The organism is Mesorhizobium sp. CA7, from assembly GCF_020165015.1.
GTDB lineage: Bacteria > Pseudomonadota > Alphaproteobacteria > Rhizobiales > Rhizobiaceae > Mesorhizobium.
Map to the genome: position 1 here is coordinate 13,747 of NZ_JAIUHH010000009.1, position 13,874 is coordinate 27,620.

The window sequence follows — 13,874 nt, forward strand, 5'->3', positions numbered from 1 at the left end:
CAGTCCATCAAGCGCATCGGCGCGCCGAGCTCGATCCGTGCCGGTCGACCGTGCAGTAGACGCCGAGATTATGGGCATTGTGGCGTACCAAATTGCGCAGGATGCCGGGATCGGTGTCGAAACCGTCCTGGGCGATGATGGTGAAGCCGCAGCGGCGGCAGGGTTCGGAGACGGTGAGCAGCAGATCGCCGACCGCGAGCTTCCTGCCGATCCATTGCGTCTCCGGAAAGGCGCCTTCGACCGGGTCCATCTCGACAACGATGTTGGGGCGGAAGCGGCGCGGATCGGGCGTTCCCTCGGGATGCAGCGTCTTCAGCCTGGCCAGGGAGGCGGTGGTGAGCAGATGGATCGGTGCCTTGGCATAGCGGGCCTCCGTCAGCGGGCCAGCGTAGCCGGGCGTCGCGTTCTGCGCGCCGAACGGCCGGATCGAGGCCTCGAAGCCGAGAAAGGCCGATACCGTGCGGTCGCTTTCAGGATCCGGCGCCGGCAGCCATTCGCCGCCGGGCAACGCCACTTCGAGCCGCCATTCCTTGTTCATCGGGTCCTCGCTCAGCCGGGTGCGGATCAGCGGCACCTTGTGCCATCTGGCTTCGCGGTCGGGCCTGGCGATCTCGCCGGAGGCGTCGACCAGTCCGAACAGCCGGTCGCCATCGACAGTCTTCAGCCCGACGGAGATGGCATCGCGCCGCTCGCCGGCGAGCGAACTCGCCGGATAGCGCCAGAGCTGGCTGACGGTGCCGAGGATTGACTCGCCTGCCATCAGCCCTTCTTGTTCTGCCGGTTGGCGACGAGATCGTCGACCACGGCCGGATCGGCCAGCGTCGAGGTGTCGCCGAGCGCGCCGAAATCGTCCTCGGCGATCTTGCGCAGGATGCGCCGCATGATCTTGCCCGAACGGGTCTTCGGCAGGCCCGGCGCGAACTGGATCTTGTCGGGTGTGGCGATGGCGCCGATCTCCTTGCGGACATGCGCGGCCAGCTCCTTGCGCAATTCCTCGCTCGATTGGGTGCCGGCCATCAGCGTGACATAGCAGTAGATGCCCTGGCCCTTGATGTCGTGCGGGTAGCCGACGACGGCGGCTTCCGACACCTTGTCATGGCTGACCAGCGCCGATTCCACCTCGGCCGTGCCCATGCGGTGGCCGGAAACGTTGATGACGTCGTCGACCCGGCCGGTGATCCAGTAATAGCCGTCGGCGTCGCGCCGGCAGCCGTCGCCAGTGAAGTATTTGCCCTTGTAGGTCGAGAAATAGGTCTGCACGAAACGGTCGTGGTCGCCATAGACGGTGCGCATCTGGCCCGGCCATGAATCGGCGATGCAGAGATTGCCGTCGGTAGCGCCGTCCAGCACCTTGCCTTCGCCGTCGACCAGCTGCGGCTGGACGCCGAAGAAGGGCCGCGTGGCGGAGCCGGCCTTGAGGTCGGTGGCGCCGGGCAGCGGCGTGATCATGATGCCGCCGGTCTCGGTCTGCCACCAGGTGTCGACGATCGGTACCTTGGCGTTGCCGACGACGTTGTAATACCACTCCCAGGCTTCCGGATTGATCGGCTCGCCGACCGAACCCAGCACGCGCAGCGACTTGCGCGAGGTCTTCTTCACATGGCTGTCGCCGGCGCCCATCAGCGCGCGCAGCGCCGTCGGCGCGGTGTAAAAGATGCTGACCTGGTGCTTGTCGATCACCTCCCAAAAGCGCGACTGCGAGGGATAGTTCGGCACGCCCTCGAACATCAGCGTCGTGGCGCCATTGGCCAAAGGCCCGTAGACGATGTAGCTGTGGCCGGTGACCCAGCCGACATCGGCCGTGCACCAGTAGATGTCTCCGTCATGGTAGTCGAAGACATATTGGTGCGTCATCGAGACATAGACGAGATAGCCGGCGGTGGTGTGCAGCACGCCCTTCGGCTTGCCAGTCGAGCCGGAGGTGTAGAGGATGAAAAGCGGGTCTTCCGCCTTCATCTTTTCCGGCTTGCAGTCGGCCTTAACGGTCTGCGCCTCTTCATGGTACCAGACGTCGCGTCCCGGCACCCAGCCGGTCTTGCCGCCAGTGCGGCGCACCACCACGACCTTTTCGACCTTGGTGCCGGCCTTGGCGGCGATGTCGATCGCCTTGTCGGTGTTGTCCTTGAGCGGGATCGGCTTGCCGCCGCGCAGGCCCTCGTCAGCGGTGATCACGATGGTCGATTTACAGTCGTCGATACGGCCGGCCAGCGCATCGGGCGAGAAGCCGCCGAACACGACCGAATGGATCGCGCCGATACGCGTGCAGGCGAGCATGGCATAGGCCGCTTCCGGAATCATCGGCATGTAGATGGTGACGCGGTCGCCCTTCTTGACGCCATGCTTCTTCAGCACGTTGGCGAAGCGGCAGACATGCGCGTAGAGCTCGTTATAGGTGACCTTGCGGTCGTCATAGGGGTTGTCGCCTTCCCAGATGATGGCGGTCTGGTCACCGCGCTTCTTCAAATGCCGGTCGATGCAATTGTAGGAAACGTTGGTCTGGCCGTCCTCGAACCACTTGATCGAGACCTTGCCGTCGAAGGAGGTGTTCTTGACCTTGGTAAAAGGCTTGAACCAATCGATGCGCTTGCCGTGCTTGCCCCAGAACTTATCCGGATTTTTCACGCTGTCGGCATACCATTTGAGATAGGTGTCGTTGTCGATCAACGCGTTCTTCTTCCACGCCGGCTGAACGCGGTGGACATGCACATCGGACATTTCTTTGCTTTCCTCCCAAACCATCCACCGGCTTGCGCCGCCGGCGCCATCGCAGCGAAGCGGCCGCGAATTCGCGGGCATTATTAACAGTTCCGCGGTGACGGCAACATTAGACGTTGGATTCGCGTGGCGGGATGACGCAGGGGCAATTGGGCCAGCCATTAGCACTCTCGCTTCGCGGCTGCTAACCGCCTGTTTTAACGACAAAAATTTTGCAGAGTCTCGAAGAAATCCATAGACAGTTAAGCAACCGTGGGCTCAATTCAGCGTTGGGAGGAAGGAGAATCAACCAAGGAAACGCAATGCGCGACAATTCCGAAATGGATCTGATGCTCAGGGGATACGGGCTGACTACGGCTAAGATCCTTTATCATTACCCCGATCACCCGCACCTGCTGCAAAGCTATGTCTGGCAGGACTATGACCTAGCTCCGGAATTCCCGGTGCTGATCCGCTTCATCGAGTTCTGGAAGACCAAGCTCGACGGCCCGCTGCATTCGGTCACCTACACGCATCAGAAGCTGATCGCGCCGAACGAGTGGCGGAAGGTGGATGGGGAGTTTCGGGTGCACTGAGGCGGCGGTACAGCTGATCTCCCCCGCAAGGGGGAGATTGGCAGTTTCAGCGCTAGCTTCACACCGCCGGCGGGTTCAACCGGGCGAAGCCTTCCTGGCGGCGATAGGGGAAGTACGGGTAAGGCGCCGTCACCGCGCTTGCTTCATCGAGCGCCGCGATCTGCTCCGCCGTCAACGCCCAGCCGACGGCGCCGAGATTCTGGCGCAGCTGCTCCTCGTTGCGCGCGCCGATGATCACCGATGACACGGTCGGCCGCTGCAGGAGCCAGTTGAGGGCGATTTGCGGCACGGTCTTGCCGGTCTCGGCGGCGACCGCTTCCAGCGCATCGATCACCTTGAAAAGATGCTCGTTGTCGACTGGCGGGCCGAAATCGGCGGTGCCGTGCAGCCGGCTCCTTTCCGGCAAAGGCTGGCTGCGGCGGATCTTGCCGGTGAGCCGGCCCCAACCGAGCGGGCTCCATACCAAGGCGCCGACGCCCTGGTCGAGGCCGAGCGGCATCAGCTCCCATTCATAGTCGCGCCCGACCAGCGAATAATAAACCTGATGCGCGACATAGCGCGGATAGCCGTGCTTTTCCGCCAGGCCGAGCGATTTCATCACCTGCCAGCCGGAGAAATTGGAGACGCCGACATAGCGCAGCTTGCCGGAGCGCACGAGGTGATCCAGCGTCGACAGCACCTCCTCGATCGGCGTCGAGGCGTCGAAGGCGTGGAGCTGAAGCAAGTCGATATAATCGGTGCCGAGGCGCTTCAGCGCCGCGTCGACGGAGCGAATCAGGCGCGAGCGGGACGAGCCCCAGTCGGCCGGGCCATCGCCCATCGGCAGCGCGGTCTTGGTCGAGGTCAGGACCGCGTCGCGGCGGCCCTTGATCGCCTCGCCCAGCACCTCCTCCGAAGCTCCGTTCGAATAGACATCGGCCGTGTCGAAGAGGTTGACGCCCGCTTCCAGGCAGATGTCGACCAGGCGGCGCGCTTCCTTCGCGTCGCTGTTGCCCCAATGGCCGAACAGCGGGCCGGAGCCACCAAAAGTTCCGGCGCCGAAGGAAAGGGCGGGCACTTTCAGGCCGGAGGCGCCGAGAGGTCGATAGTCCATGTTTTTTCTCCTGATTGGATGTCGAAGGGAGTCAGCGCTCAGCACTGCGCGGTGACCGGCCTGCCGATCGCCCGGCCGCGTTCGAGACGCAGCGCCATGAACACGACGCCGAGCGCGGCGAGCGGCACCAGGCCGGCGACAAGGGGGACGGCGCCGAGGCCGGGGCCGTGGTCGATGACGAAGCCGCCAAGCCAGGCGCCGATGGCGTTGCCGAGATTGAAGGCGGCGATGTTGAAGGAGGAGGCCAGGCCCTGGCCGGCGCCCTCGGCCTTCTCCAGCACCCACATCTGCAGCGGCGCGACGGTGGCGAAGGCGGCGGCACCGAGCAGACCGACGGCGACAATCGCTGCCACCGGCTGGTGGATCGCCGCGGCCATGACGAACAGCATCGCCGAAAGTGCGACCAGCGTGCCGATAACCGTCGGCACCAGATGGCGGTCGGCAAGGCGACCGCCAAGCAGATTGCCCGCCACCAGGCCACCGCCGAAAACCAGCAGGATCGGCGACACGGCTGCCTCGGAAAAGCCGGTGACGCGGGTGAGGATGGGCGCCAGATAGGTGAAGGCCGCAAAGACGCCGACCCAGCTCAGCACCGTGGTCAACAGGCCGAGCAGCACCGGCCGGCGGCCGAGCACGGCGAGCGTGCCTTCGGAGGTCTCCTCTTCTTCCATGGTTGCGGGCTGGTCGCGCGGCACCAGCAGCGCGATCACGGCAAAGGCAATGACGCCGACAAGCGTGACGGCCAGGAAGCTCGAACGCCAGCCATAGGCTTGGCCGAGCCAGGTGCCGAAGGGCACGCCGAGGATATTGGCGACGGTAAGGCCGGTGAACATCAGCGCGATGGCCGAGGCCTTCCGGTCGGGCGCGACAAGGCTGGTGGCCACGACGGAGCCGACACCGAAGAAGGAGGCATGGGCGAAGGCGGTCAGCACACGCGCTGCCATCAGCGTCCAGTAGTCGGGCGCCAGCGCACAGGCGAGGTTGCCGACGGTGAAGACCACCATCAGGGCAAGCAACAAGGTCTTGCGCGGCAGGCGTCCGGTTAAGGCGCCAAGCAGCGGCGCGCCGACGACGACGCCCAGCGCATAGCCGGAGATGAGCAGGCCCGCGGCCGAGATCGAGACGCCGAGATCGGCGCTGACATCGAGCAGCAGGCCCATGATGACGAATTCGGTGACGCCGATGCCGAAGGCGCCAGCGGTGAGGGCATAAAGAGCAAGAGGCATGGCGATCGTCCGTTTGTGCTGAAGGACGCGTAAGTCCCGCGACCGGACCGGAAGATCGTGATGCGCCAGGTTGTGAACCAGCCTTGCATCGGGCATATTTTCTGTGAAATAGATTCACGAATGGCGAGACCGGACATCAACCGCTCCGGCGAGATCGAAGTGTTCGTCCGCGTCGTCGAGGCGGGCAGCTTCTCGGCCGCGGCGCGGGCGCTGCGTATGACGCCGTCGGCAGTGAGCAAGCTGATCGCGCGGCTGGAGGCGCGGCTTGGCGCGCGGCTGATCAGCCGCTCGACGCGCAAGCTGCAGTTGACGCCGGAAGGGGCTGCCTTCCATGGCAGCGGCCTGCGCATCCTCGCCGATCTCGACGCGGCCGAGCGCGAAGCGGCGGCGGGCGCGGCGCCGCGCGGCAGGCTGAGGGTCAACTCCTATGTGCCGTTCGGCCAGCACCGGCTGATGCCGCTCTTGCCGCGCTTCCTGGAAAAATATCCCGAGATTTTCGTCGAAGCCGTGCTGACCGACAGTGTCATCGATCTTCTGGAGGAGCGCGCCGATGTCGCCATCCGCGCCGGGCCGCTGCGCGAGTCACGCCTGGTTGCGCGCAAGCTCGGCCAGAGCCGGATGGTCCTGGTCGCGTCGCCTGCGTATCTTGCAGCGCGCGGCAGGCCACGCGCATTGTCCGACCTCGCTCGCCACAACATGCTGGCCTTCGGCTTCGCCAGGCACATAGAGGGCTGGCCGTTTGTCGATGCGACAGGCAAATCGATCATCATGCCGATTGTCGGAAACATGTCGCTGACCGACGGCGAAGCGATGCGGCGAACGACGCTGGCAGGAGCCGGCATAGCGCGGCTGGCGCGCTGGCATGTCGAACCCGACATCGCCGCCGGGCTGCTCGTGCCGTTGCTTGAGGAGTTCAATCCAGGCGACGAGGAGCCGACGCATGCCGTCTATGTCGGCCAGGGCAAGCATCTGCCGGCCCGCGTCCGAGCGTTCCTCGATTTTCTCGCGGAAAACGTTCGTCTCTGAATGAGGAAAGAGCCGCGCGCCAATGGCACGCGGCTCCGACCTGTCTGCCCGAGCGGAATTACGCCTTCGGCACGAACGGCGCGGGACGCCGGCCGGCGCCTTGCCGCTCCAGCATCCAGCCGGGATACTCGGCAGGCAACGCGCTCACCTCGTCGAGCCTGGCGAGGTCGTCGGCGTCGAGCTTCAAGCCGGTCGCGGCGAGGTTCTGCTCGAGCTGGTCCATGCGACTGGCGCCGATGAGGACGCTCATCACAAAAGGCTTGGCCAGCACATAGCCCAACGCCACCGTGGCGACGCTGACATCGTGCTTTCTGGCGACCTCGCGCATGACCGCAACCGCCGCCCAGGCGCGGTCCTCATTGACCGGCGGGAAATTGAAGGAAGCGCGCCGGCCCTCGCCATTGCCGGGTGCTCCGGGGCCGTATTTGCCGGAAAGCAGGCCGCCGGCCATCGGCGACCAGACCATCAGGCCGAGCTTTTCCTCGTTGATCAGCGGCACGATCTCACGCTCGAGATCGCGGCCGGCGATCGAGTAGTAGGATTGGATAGTCTCGAAGCGGGCATAACCTTTGCGCTCCGCGATGCCCAGCGCCTTGGCGATGCGCCAGGCCTGCCAGTTGGAGACGCCGACGTAACGGACCTTGCCGCTGGCGACGAGATCGTCGAGCGCGCGCAGCGTCTCGTCGATCGGCGTGACCGTGTCGGTGCCGTGCAGCTGGTATAGATCGATATGGTCGAGCTGCAGCCGCTTAAGGCTGCCGTCGACCGAATCCATGATGTGGCCGCGCGAGGAGCCGCGCTCGTTCGGCCCGTTGCCCATGGCGCCATGCACTTTGGTGGCGATGATAACATCCGAACGTTTCACGCCGAGGTCCTTGAGCGACTGTCCCAGCAACTGCTCGGACTGGCCGAAGGAATAGACATCCGCCGTGTCGAAGAAATTGACGCCGGCGGCGATCGAGCGGCCGACGATCTCGTTGACGCCCTTCTGGTCGAGACTGGCGATCAGGCCCCATTGGGCATTCTCGCCGGCGGCGCCGAATGTCATGGTGCCGAGGCAGAGTTCGGAAACGAACAGGCCGGTGTTGCCGAGCTGATTATAACGCATGGTGAGATTCCCCGAGAAAGGAGTGAATGTGCACCAAGCAAAATAGGAACGGTCCGTTTCGTTTCAAGTTCTGGCGCAAGCGCGGTGGTCAACTTGATGTGAAGTTGCCAATCAGCGGATCTTGAAACGTCAGACTTCCCAAGGATTGACGACCGTCACGCCCATGCCTTCGAAGTCGGCCACGTTTCGAGTGACCAGGATCAGGTCGTGCACGAGGGCGGTTGCCGCAATGAGGGTGTCGGCGTTCCCTCGCGTACGTCCGGCCGTGATGCGGCCCCACGCGAGGGCGACCTCTTCCGTGATCGCCAGGATGCGGTCCGCATTGTCTCGGCGCAGTTCCCGCAGCCAGACTTCAAGCCGCGCTGCCCTGTCGGGGTCGGTCTTGCGCTGCTTGACGATCCCACGTTCGATCTCACCAATGGTGATCACACTGAGACTGATCGAGGTCGGATCAACCGAAGCCAGCCAGGCGGTTGGTTTCGGCAGCCGCCTTTGCACGTCTGAAACAACGTTCGTATCGAGCAGATACATCAGAGGTCGACGTCCCGGATCATCGTATCCGAGCGGCGGGTGATTTCCTTATGAAACTCATCGTCCCAGCCGGGGCCGGTCAGAAGATATTCAGCGAGCGATTTCTTCTTCCCGGCCAAGCGGTCGTAGTCCTCGGCGGACAGCACGACCGCAGCCCGTTCGCCGCGAAGCGTCACTGTCTGCGGCCCCTCGGTTCGCGCGCGCTGGACCACTTTTGAAAAATTGTACTTCGCGTCCTGAAGATGCCAGTTCATCCGCAGCTCCTAGCTAGCTTGGCTAGATATAGCGTGGCGGCAGCGGATCATCAATCAACCCCACGGAAAGATAGCGGGTGACGGCGTCACCGGTTGCCGAAGATTGCCGACCCGACCCTGACGCTGGTCGCGCCGAAGGCGATGGCGGTCTCGTAATCGCCGGACATGCCCATCGAGAGCTTCGCGACACCGGCCTCGCGGGCGAGCTTTTCCAGCAGCGCGAAATGCGGGCCGGGGTTTTCATCGGCCGGCGGGATGCACATCAGGCCTTGGATGGCGAGACCGTGCATGTCGCGGCAGCGTTTGACGAAAGCGACCGCCTCGCGCGGCTCGATGCCGGCCTTTTGCGGCTCGGAGCCGGTGTTGACCTGGACATAGAGTTTCGGCGCCCGGCCCTGCCGGGCCATTTCTTTTGAAAGCTCGGCGGCGATCTTCTCACGGTCGACCGTCTCGATGATATCGAAAAGCGCCACCGCTTCCTTGGCCTTGTTGGATTGCAGCGGGCCAATCAGGTGCAGCTCGATATCAGCGAATGCCGCCTTCAGCGCCGGCCATTTGCCTTGCGCTTCCTGCACGCGGTTCTCGCCGAACACGCGCTGGCCTGCCTCGATGACGGGGCGGATGTCCTCGGCCGCGAAGGTCTTCGACACCGCCACAAGCGTGACGGCGCCTGGCGCGCGCTTCGCCTCGCGCTCGGCGTTCGCGATCTTCGCCCTGACCGCGTGAAGCTGCTCTACGGCGTTCGTCATGCCACTATCCTGCCTATAGTTTTCATGGTCGGCCGGCTCGCCGCAGTTGACGGGTCCGGCAATCCATGGTGAACACCGCGACGACATTGTCTCGGCTGCCGGCCCAGGCGTGTCGATATTCAGGTGATGCCGGCCTGCAAATGCCGGTTTCCTGCGCTTCCGGTGCTCACGTACTTAAGTACGCTTCGCTCCGGTTCTCGGAACCCGCCATTTTCGGCTCGGCCTGACCTGAATATCGACACGCCTTAATCCAGCACCGCGCACCTGCTTTTAAGTGAAAAACATCCGATGGCAACCGAACGATACAATCCGCGCACGTCAGAGCCCAAATGGCAGAAGGCCTGGGCCGAAAAGAAGCTGTTCGAGGCCCGCAACGACGACCCGAAGCCGAAATACTACGTGCTCGAGATGTTCCCCTATCCGTCGGGCAAGATCCATATCGGCCACACCCGCAACTACACGATGGGCGACGTGGTGGCGCGCTACAAACGCGCCAAGGGTTTCAACGTGCTGCATCCGATGGGCTGGGACGCGTTCGGCATGCCGGCCGAAAACGCCGCCATGCAGAATAAGGTCCACCCCAAGGACTGGACCTACGAAAACATCGCGGTCATGCGCGAGCAGCTCAAGATGATGGGCCTGTCGCTCGACTGGGCGCGCGAGTTCGCGACCTGCGACGTCGACTATTACCACCGCCAGCAGATGCTGTTCCTCGACTTCGTCGAGAAGGGCTTGGTGACGCGCAAATCCTCCAAGGTCAACTGGGACCCGGAGGACATGACGGTGCTCGCCAACGAGCAGGTCATCGACGGCCGCGGCTGGCGCTCGGGCGCGCTGGTCGAGCAGCGCGAACTGACGCAGTGGTTCTTCAAGATCACCGACTTCGCGCAGGACCTGCTGGACTCGCTCAACGGACTCGAAGAGTGGCCGGAAAAGGTCAAGCTGATGCAGCACAACTGGATCGGCCGCTCGGAAGGGCTGCTGATCCGCTGGCCGCTGGCAAAGCCCGTCGGCGATATGCATGAGCTGGAAGTCTACACGACAAGGCCGGACACCATCTTCGGCGCCTCCTTCATGGCGGTCGCCGCCGACCATCCGCTGGCGAGAAAAGCCGCCGAGAGCAATGTCGAGCTGGCGAAGTTCATCGACGAGGTCCGCCACATGGGCACCTCGGTGGCGGCGCTGGAGACGGCCGAAAAGAAGGGCTTCGACACCGGCATCCGCGTCGTCCACCCGTTCGACGAGAATTGGACGCTGCCGGTCTATGTCGCCAATTTCGTGCTGATGGAATACGGCACCGGCGCTATTTTCGGCTGCCCGTCGGGCGACCAGCGCGACCTCGACTTCGCGAACAAATACGGCCTGCCGGTGATTCCGGTGGTGATGCCGGAAGGCGAAAACCAGGGGAGCTTCCAGATCATCGAGGAGGCCTATGACGGCGAAGGCGTGATGATCAATTCGCGCTTCCTTGACGGCATGAAGCCCGAGAGGGCGTTCGATGAAGTGGCGAAGCTCCTGGAGCAGAAAAGCATTGGCGGCCGGCCGATGGCGGAGCGCAAGGTGAATTTCCGCCTGCGCGACTGGGGCATTTCGCGCCAGCGCTATTGGGGCTGCCCGATCCCGATGATCCATTGCGAGGCCTGCGGCGTCGTGCCGGTGCCGAAGGCCGACCTGCCGGTCAAGCTGCCCGACGACATCGAGTTCGACCGCCCGGGCAACCCGCTCGACCGTCATCCGACCTGGCGGCATGTGAAATGCCCGCAATGCGGCCGCGATGCGCGGCGCGAGACCGACACGATGGACACCTTCGTCGATTCGTCCTGGTATTTCGCGCGCTTCACCGCGCCGTGGGCAAACGAGCCGACCGAGCCGAAAGCGGCCGACGAATGGCTGGCGGTCGACCAGTATATCGGCGGTATCGAGCACGCGATCCTGCACCTGCTCTATTCGCGCTTCTTCACCCGCGCCATGCGCGAGACCGGTCATCTCAATCTGGCCGAGCCGTTCAAGGGGCTGTTCACGCAGGGCATGGTGGTGCACGAGACCTACCGCGTCGGCGGCCCGTCCAACAATGGGCGCTGGCTGTCGCCGAGCGAGGTCAGGCTCGAGGACGTCGACGGCAAGCGCCGCGCCATCGAGATCGCCACCGGCGAGGAGGCGACGATCGGCGCGCTGGAGAAAATGTCGAAGTCGAAGAAGAACACGGTGAGCCCGGAAGAGATCACCGACGGCTACGGCGCCGACACGGCACGCTGGTTCATGCTGTCGGACTCGCCGCCGGAGCGCGACGTCGAATGGACCGACGAGGGCGCGGCCGGCGCGCACCGCTTCGTGCAGCGCATCTGGCGCCTGGTGCAGATCGCGGCCGAGCAGCTGCCCGGCGTGAAGCCGACGGCGGCGAAGGAAGGCGATGCGGGAGCCGTTTCCAAGGCCGCCCACAAGATCCTGAAGGCGGTCGGCGAGGACATAGAGAAGCTCGGCTTCAACCGTGCGATCGCCCGCATCTATGAGCTCGCCAATGTGCTGGCCGCGCCGCTGGCCGACGTTGCCGAAGGCAAGGCCGACGACGCGCTGAAGGGCGCTTGCCGCGAGGCGGTGGAAATCCTGGTGCACATCATCGCGCCGGTCATGCCGCATCTGGCGGAGGAATGCTGGCAGGAGCTGGGCGGCGCCGAAATGGTCGCCGAGCGGCCCTGGCCGGTCTACGACCCGGCCCTTGTCGTCGACAACGAGATCGTGCTGCCGGTGCAGGTCAACGGCAAGAAGCGCGGGGATTTGACAATTGCCCGCGACGCGGATCAAGGTGCCGTCGAAAAAGCGGTGCTGGCTCTCGACTTCGTGCAAAAAGCACTGGAAGGTAAGGCTCCGCGCAAGGTGATCATCGTCCCGCAGAGGATCGTCAATGTCGTTGCCTGATCCGGTGAAGTCACAACCGGTCCGCCTGCGCGGCCGCCTGGCGGTCTGCGGCATGGTCGCCGCGCTTGCGCTGGTTTCGGCCTGCACCGTGCGGCCGCTCTATTCCAGCCAGCCGCTGTCGCCCGGATCGCAGCTCAGCGCATCCGCCGAGCTCGCATCGATCTCGATCAAGCCGGTCAACACCCGCTACGCGCAGCAGGTGCGCAACAATCTGATCTTCGCCTTCGGGCAGGGCTCGGGCGAGCCGGCCGCGCCGGCCTACACGCTCGATCTCGGCGTCACCGAGCTCGTCGAATCGGCGGCCATCGTGCAGGTGCAGACCCAGGAAGACGAGCCGACGGCGGGCACGGTCACGCTGACCGCCAACTACGTGCTCAGGGACACCGCGACCAACACGGTGATTGCCGTCGGCAAGCGCTCGATCCCCTCGTCCTTCGACCGGCCGCGCCAGGAATTCGCGGCCTACCGGGCACAGATCGACGCCGAGAACCGCGCCGCGCGCGAGCTTGCCGATCTGCTGCGGCTTTCCATTGCTCAGGATTTGGCCAGGCACGGCAAAAAGGCCTAGTTCCTCGCCGGAGATTGGCTGAAGCCTTCCGAACTTCGTCATCCTAGGGCGGAGCAGCCGCGAAGCGGCGTCGCGTAGATCCTAGGATCCATTCCGTTACCTCGGCCTGAAGGTGCGGCGGAGCAGAATTCTGCACCGTTGCGACGCTCGTATGTCACGGAATGGATCCTCGGGTCTGCGCGCGTCGCTTCGCTCCTTGCTCCGCCCGTGGATGACGATCGCGATGGGCGTTCCGGCCAATCGCCAAGGCAGGTGACCTGGCAAGGCATAGGCACTTTGCCAGAAAAAAGGCCGGTTGCCCGGCCTTCTTTGCTACTCAGTTGCTTTTGCCTTGCGCAATTCCCGGACGGAAAATCGTTACACACTTTTCCTGGAATTGCTCCGGCCTCAGCCGATCTTCTGGCCGGTTTTGGCCCAGTCGGCGAGGAAGGCGGCGAGGCCCTTATCGGTCAGCGGATGATTGACCAGCGCCTTCAGCGTCGCCGGCGGCGCGGTGACGATATCGGCGCCGATGAGCGCGGCCTGCTTGACGTGGTTCACCGTGCGCACCGAAGCAGTCAGGATCTCGGTCTTGAAATCGTAATTGTCGTAGATGGTGCGGATTTCCGAGATCAGCTCCATGCCGTCCGAGCCGGTATCGTCGATGCGGCCGACGAAGGGCGAGATGAAGGAGGCGCCGGCCTTGGCGGCCAGCAACGCCTGGTTGGCCGAGAAGCAGAGCGTCACGTTGACCATGCGGTTCATCTCGGTGCGGATGGTCTTGCAGGCCTTCAGGCCGTCCAGCGTCAGCGGCACCTTGATGGCCACGTTCGGCGCGATCTTGGCCAACACCTCGGCCTCGGCCATCATGTCCTTGTATTCGGTGGCCACCACCTCGGCCGAGACCGGCCCTTCGACGATGTCGCAGATCTGCTTGGTGACTTCGGAAATCTTGCCGCCCGATTTCAGGATCAGCGACGGGTTGGTGGTGACGCCGTCCAGCAGCCCCAGATCGTGCAGCTCCTTAATTTCCTTGATGTCAGCGGTGTCGACAAAAAACTTCATGGCTGTCTCCTTGGGGATCGCCTGGCGCCCGCCAGGCACATGCGAGGGTCCCCTTTGATCTAGAGCAAA

13 protein-coding genes are annotated in these 13,874 nt (G+C 64.1%); 4 read left to right on the top strand and 9 right to left on the bottom strand.

Features of this window, described 5'->3' with window-relative positions:
* Positions 1 to 7 precede the first annotated feature (7 nt).
* On the bottom strand, positions 8 to 760 hold the full coding sequence (locus tag LB552_RS17275; RefSeq protein WP_411966202.1) for an MOSC domain-containing protein: 753 nt from the start codon (positions 758 to 760) through the stop codon (positions 8 to 10).
* Positions 760 to 2,715: an acetate--CoA ligase gene (acs, locus tag LB552_RS17280; protein WP_224608618.1), complete on the bottom strand. Its 1,956-nt coding sequence runs from the start codon at positions 2,713 to 2,715 to the stop codon at positions 760 to 762. The genes LB552_RS17275 and acs overlap by 1 nt, the downstream gene beginning before the upstream one ends.
* Before the next feature lie 302 nt (positions 2,716 to 3,017).
* Here acs and LB552_RS17285 point away from each other — a divergent pair, with 302 nt between their 5' ends.
* Entirely contained in the window at positions 3,018 to 3,290 is a 273-nt protein-coding gene (locus LB552_RS17285) for an usg protein (RefSeq protein WP_095769745.1), read from the top strand.
* A 58-nt stretch (positions 3,291 to 3,348) separates the two neighbouring features.
* Here LB552_RS17285 and LB552_RS17290 read toward each other — a convergent pair whose 3' ends face one another.
* Together LB552_RS17290 and LB552_RS17295 are read right to left on the bottom strand one after the other, a co-directional pair.
* Positions 3,349 to 4,383, bottom strand: a complete 1,035-nt coding sequence (locus tag LB552_RS17290; RefSeq protein ID WP_224608621.1) for an aldo/keto reductase — start codon at positions 4,381 to 4,383, stop codon at positions 3,349 to 3,351.
* 38 nt (positions 4,384 to 4,421) lie between these two features.
* A complete protein-coding gene (locus LB552_RS17295; protein WP_224608624.1) occupies positions 4,422 to 5,609 on the bottom strand; it encodes an MFS transporter in 1,188 nt (395 codons plus the stop codon).
* Positions 5,610 to 5,729: 120 nt separating this feature from the next.
* Here LB552_RS17295 and LB552_RS17300 point away from each other — a divergent pair, with 120 nt between their 5' ends.
* Positions 5,730 to 6,635: a LysR family transcriptional regulator gene (locus LB552_RS17300; RefSeq protein ID WP_224608627.1), complete on the top strand. Its 906-nt coding sequence runs from the start codon at positions 5,730 to 5,732 to the stop codon at positions 6,633 to 6,635.
* Between the two features lie 58 nt (positions 6,636 to 6,693).
* Here LB552_RS17300 and LB552_RS17305 read toward each other — a convergent pair whose 3' ends face one another.
* From LB552_RS17305 to LB552_RS17320, 4 genes are all read right to left on the bottom strand, one after another.
* Complete coding sequence (locus LB552_RS17305; RefSeq protein WP_224547336.1) at positions 6,694 to 7,743, bottom strand: aldo/keto reductase; 1,050 nt, start codon at positions 7,741 to 7,743, stop codon at positions 6,694 to 6,696.
* Positions 7,744 to 7,872: 129 nt separating this feature from the next.
* Entirely contained in the window at positions 7,873 to 8,274 is a 402-nt protein-coding gene (locus tag LB552_RS17310) for a type II toxin-antitoxin system VapC family toxin (protein ID WP_224608630.1), read from the bottom strand.
* Positions 8,274 to 8,528, bottom strand: coding sequence for a type II toxin-antitoxin system Phd/YefM family antitoxin (locus tag LB552_RS17315; protein WP_224608633.1), 255 nt, complete (start codon positions 8,526 to 8,528; stop codon positions 8,274 to 8,276). The genes LB552_RS17310 and LB552_RS17315 overlap by 1 nt, the downstream gene beginning before the upstream one ends.
* A gap of 86 nt (positions 8,529 to 8,614) precedes the next feature.
* Positions 8,615 to 9,277 (bottom strand): YggS family pyridoxal phosphate-dependent enzyme, encoded by a 663-nt coding sequence (locus LB552_RS17320; protein WP_224608635.1) that lies wholly within the window; start codon positions 9,275 to 9,277, stop codon positions 8,615 to 8,617.
* A gap of 288 nt (positions 9,278 to 9,565) precedes the next feature.
* Here LB552_RS17320 and leuS point away from each other — a divergent pair, with 288 nt between their 5' ends.
* Together leuS and lptE are read left to right on the top strand one after the other, a co-directional pair.
* Positions 9,566 to 12,193: a leucine--tRNA ligase gene (gene leuS, locus LB552_RS17325; RefSeq protein WP_224608638.1), complete on the top strand. Its 2,628-nt coding sequence runs from the start codon at positions 9,566 to 9,568 to the stop codon at positions 12,191 to 12,193.
* The gene (gene lptE, locus LB552_RS17330; protein ID WP_224608641.1) at positions 12,180 to 12,761 is read left to right on the top strand and encodes an LPS assembly lipoprotein LptE; all 582 of its coding nucleotides are present in this window, start codon (positions 12,180 to 12,182) and stop codon (positions 12,759 to 12,761) included. The genes leuS and lptE overlap by 14 nt, the downstream gene beginning before the upstream one ends.
* Positions 12,762 to 13,148: 387 nt before the next feature.
* Here the strand turns inward: lptE and fsa are convergent, their stop codons facing one another.
* Positions 13,149 to 13,805: a fructose-6-phosphate aldolase gene (fsa, locus tag LB552_RS17335; RefSeq protein ID WP_095769735.1), complete on the bottom strand. Its 657-nt coding sequence runs from the start codon at positions 13,803 to 13,805 to the stop codon at positions 13,149 to 13,151.
* Between the last annotated feature and the right edge of the window lie 69 nt (positions 13,806 to 13,874).

Coding starts and splice junctions, on each gene's coding strand:
- LB552_RS17275 (WP_411966202.1), bottom strand. CDS start 760: ATGGCAGGCGAGTCAATCCTCGGCACCGTCAGCCAGCTCTGGCGCTAT.
- acs (WP_224608618.1), bottom strand. CDS start 2,715: ATGTCCGATGTGCATGTCCACCGCGTTCAGCCGGCGTGGAAGAAGAAC.
- LB552_RS17285 (WP_095769745.1), top strand. CDS start 3,018: ATGCGCGACAATTCCGAAATGGATCTGATGCTCAGGGGATACGGGCTG.
- LB552_RS17290 (WP_224608621.1), bottom strand. CDS start 4,383: ATGGACTATCGACCTCTCGGCGCCTCCGGCCTGAAAGTGCCCGCCCTT.
- LB552_RS17295 (WP_224608624.1), bottom strand. CDS start 5,609: ATGCCTCTTGCTCTTTATGCCCTCACCGCTGGCGCCTTCGGCATCGGC.
- LB552_RS17300 (WP_224608627.1), top strand. CDS start 5,730: ATGGCGAGACCGGACATCAACCGCTCCGGCGAGATCGAAGTGTTCGTC.
- LB552_RS17305 (WP_224547336.1), bottom strand. CDS start 7,743: ATGCGTTATAATCAGCTCGGCAACACCGGCCTGTTCGTTTCCGAACTC.
- LB552_RS17310 (WP_224608630.1), bottom strand. CDS start 8,274: ATGTATCTGCTCGATACGAACGTTGTTTCAGACGTGCAAAGGCGGCTG.
- LB552_RS17315 (WP_224608633.1), bottom strand. CDS start 8,528: ATGAACTGGCATCTTCAGGACGCGAAGTACAATTTTTCAAAAGTGGTC.
- LB552_RS17320 (WP_224608635.1), bottom strand. CDS start 9,277: ATGACGAACGCCGTAGAGCAGCTTCACGCGGTCAGGGCGAAGATCGCG.
- leuS (WP_224608638.1), top strand. CDS start 9,566: ATGGCAACCGAACGATACAATCCGCGCACGTCAGAGCCCAAATGGCAG.
- lptE (WP_224608641.1), top strand. CDS start 12,180: ATGTCGTTGCCTGATCCGGTGAAGTCACAACCGGTCCGCCTGCGCGGC.
- fsa (WP_095769735.1), bottom strand. CDS start 13,805: ATGAAGTTTTTTGTCGACACCGCTGACATCAAGGAAATTAAGGAGCTG.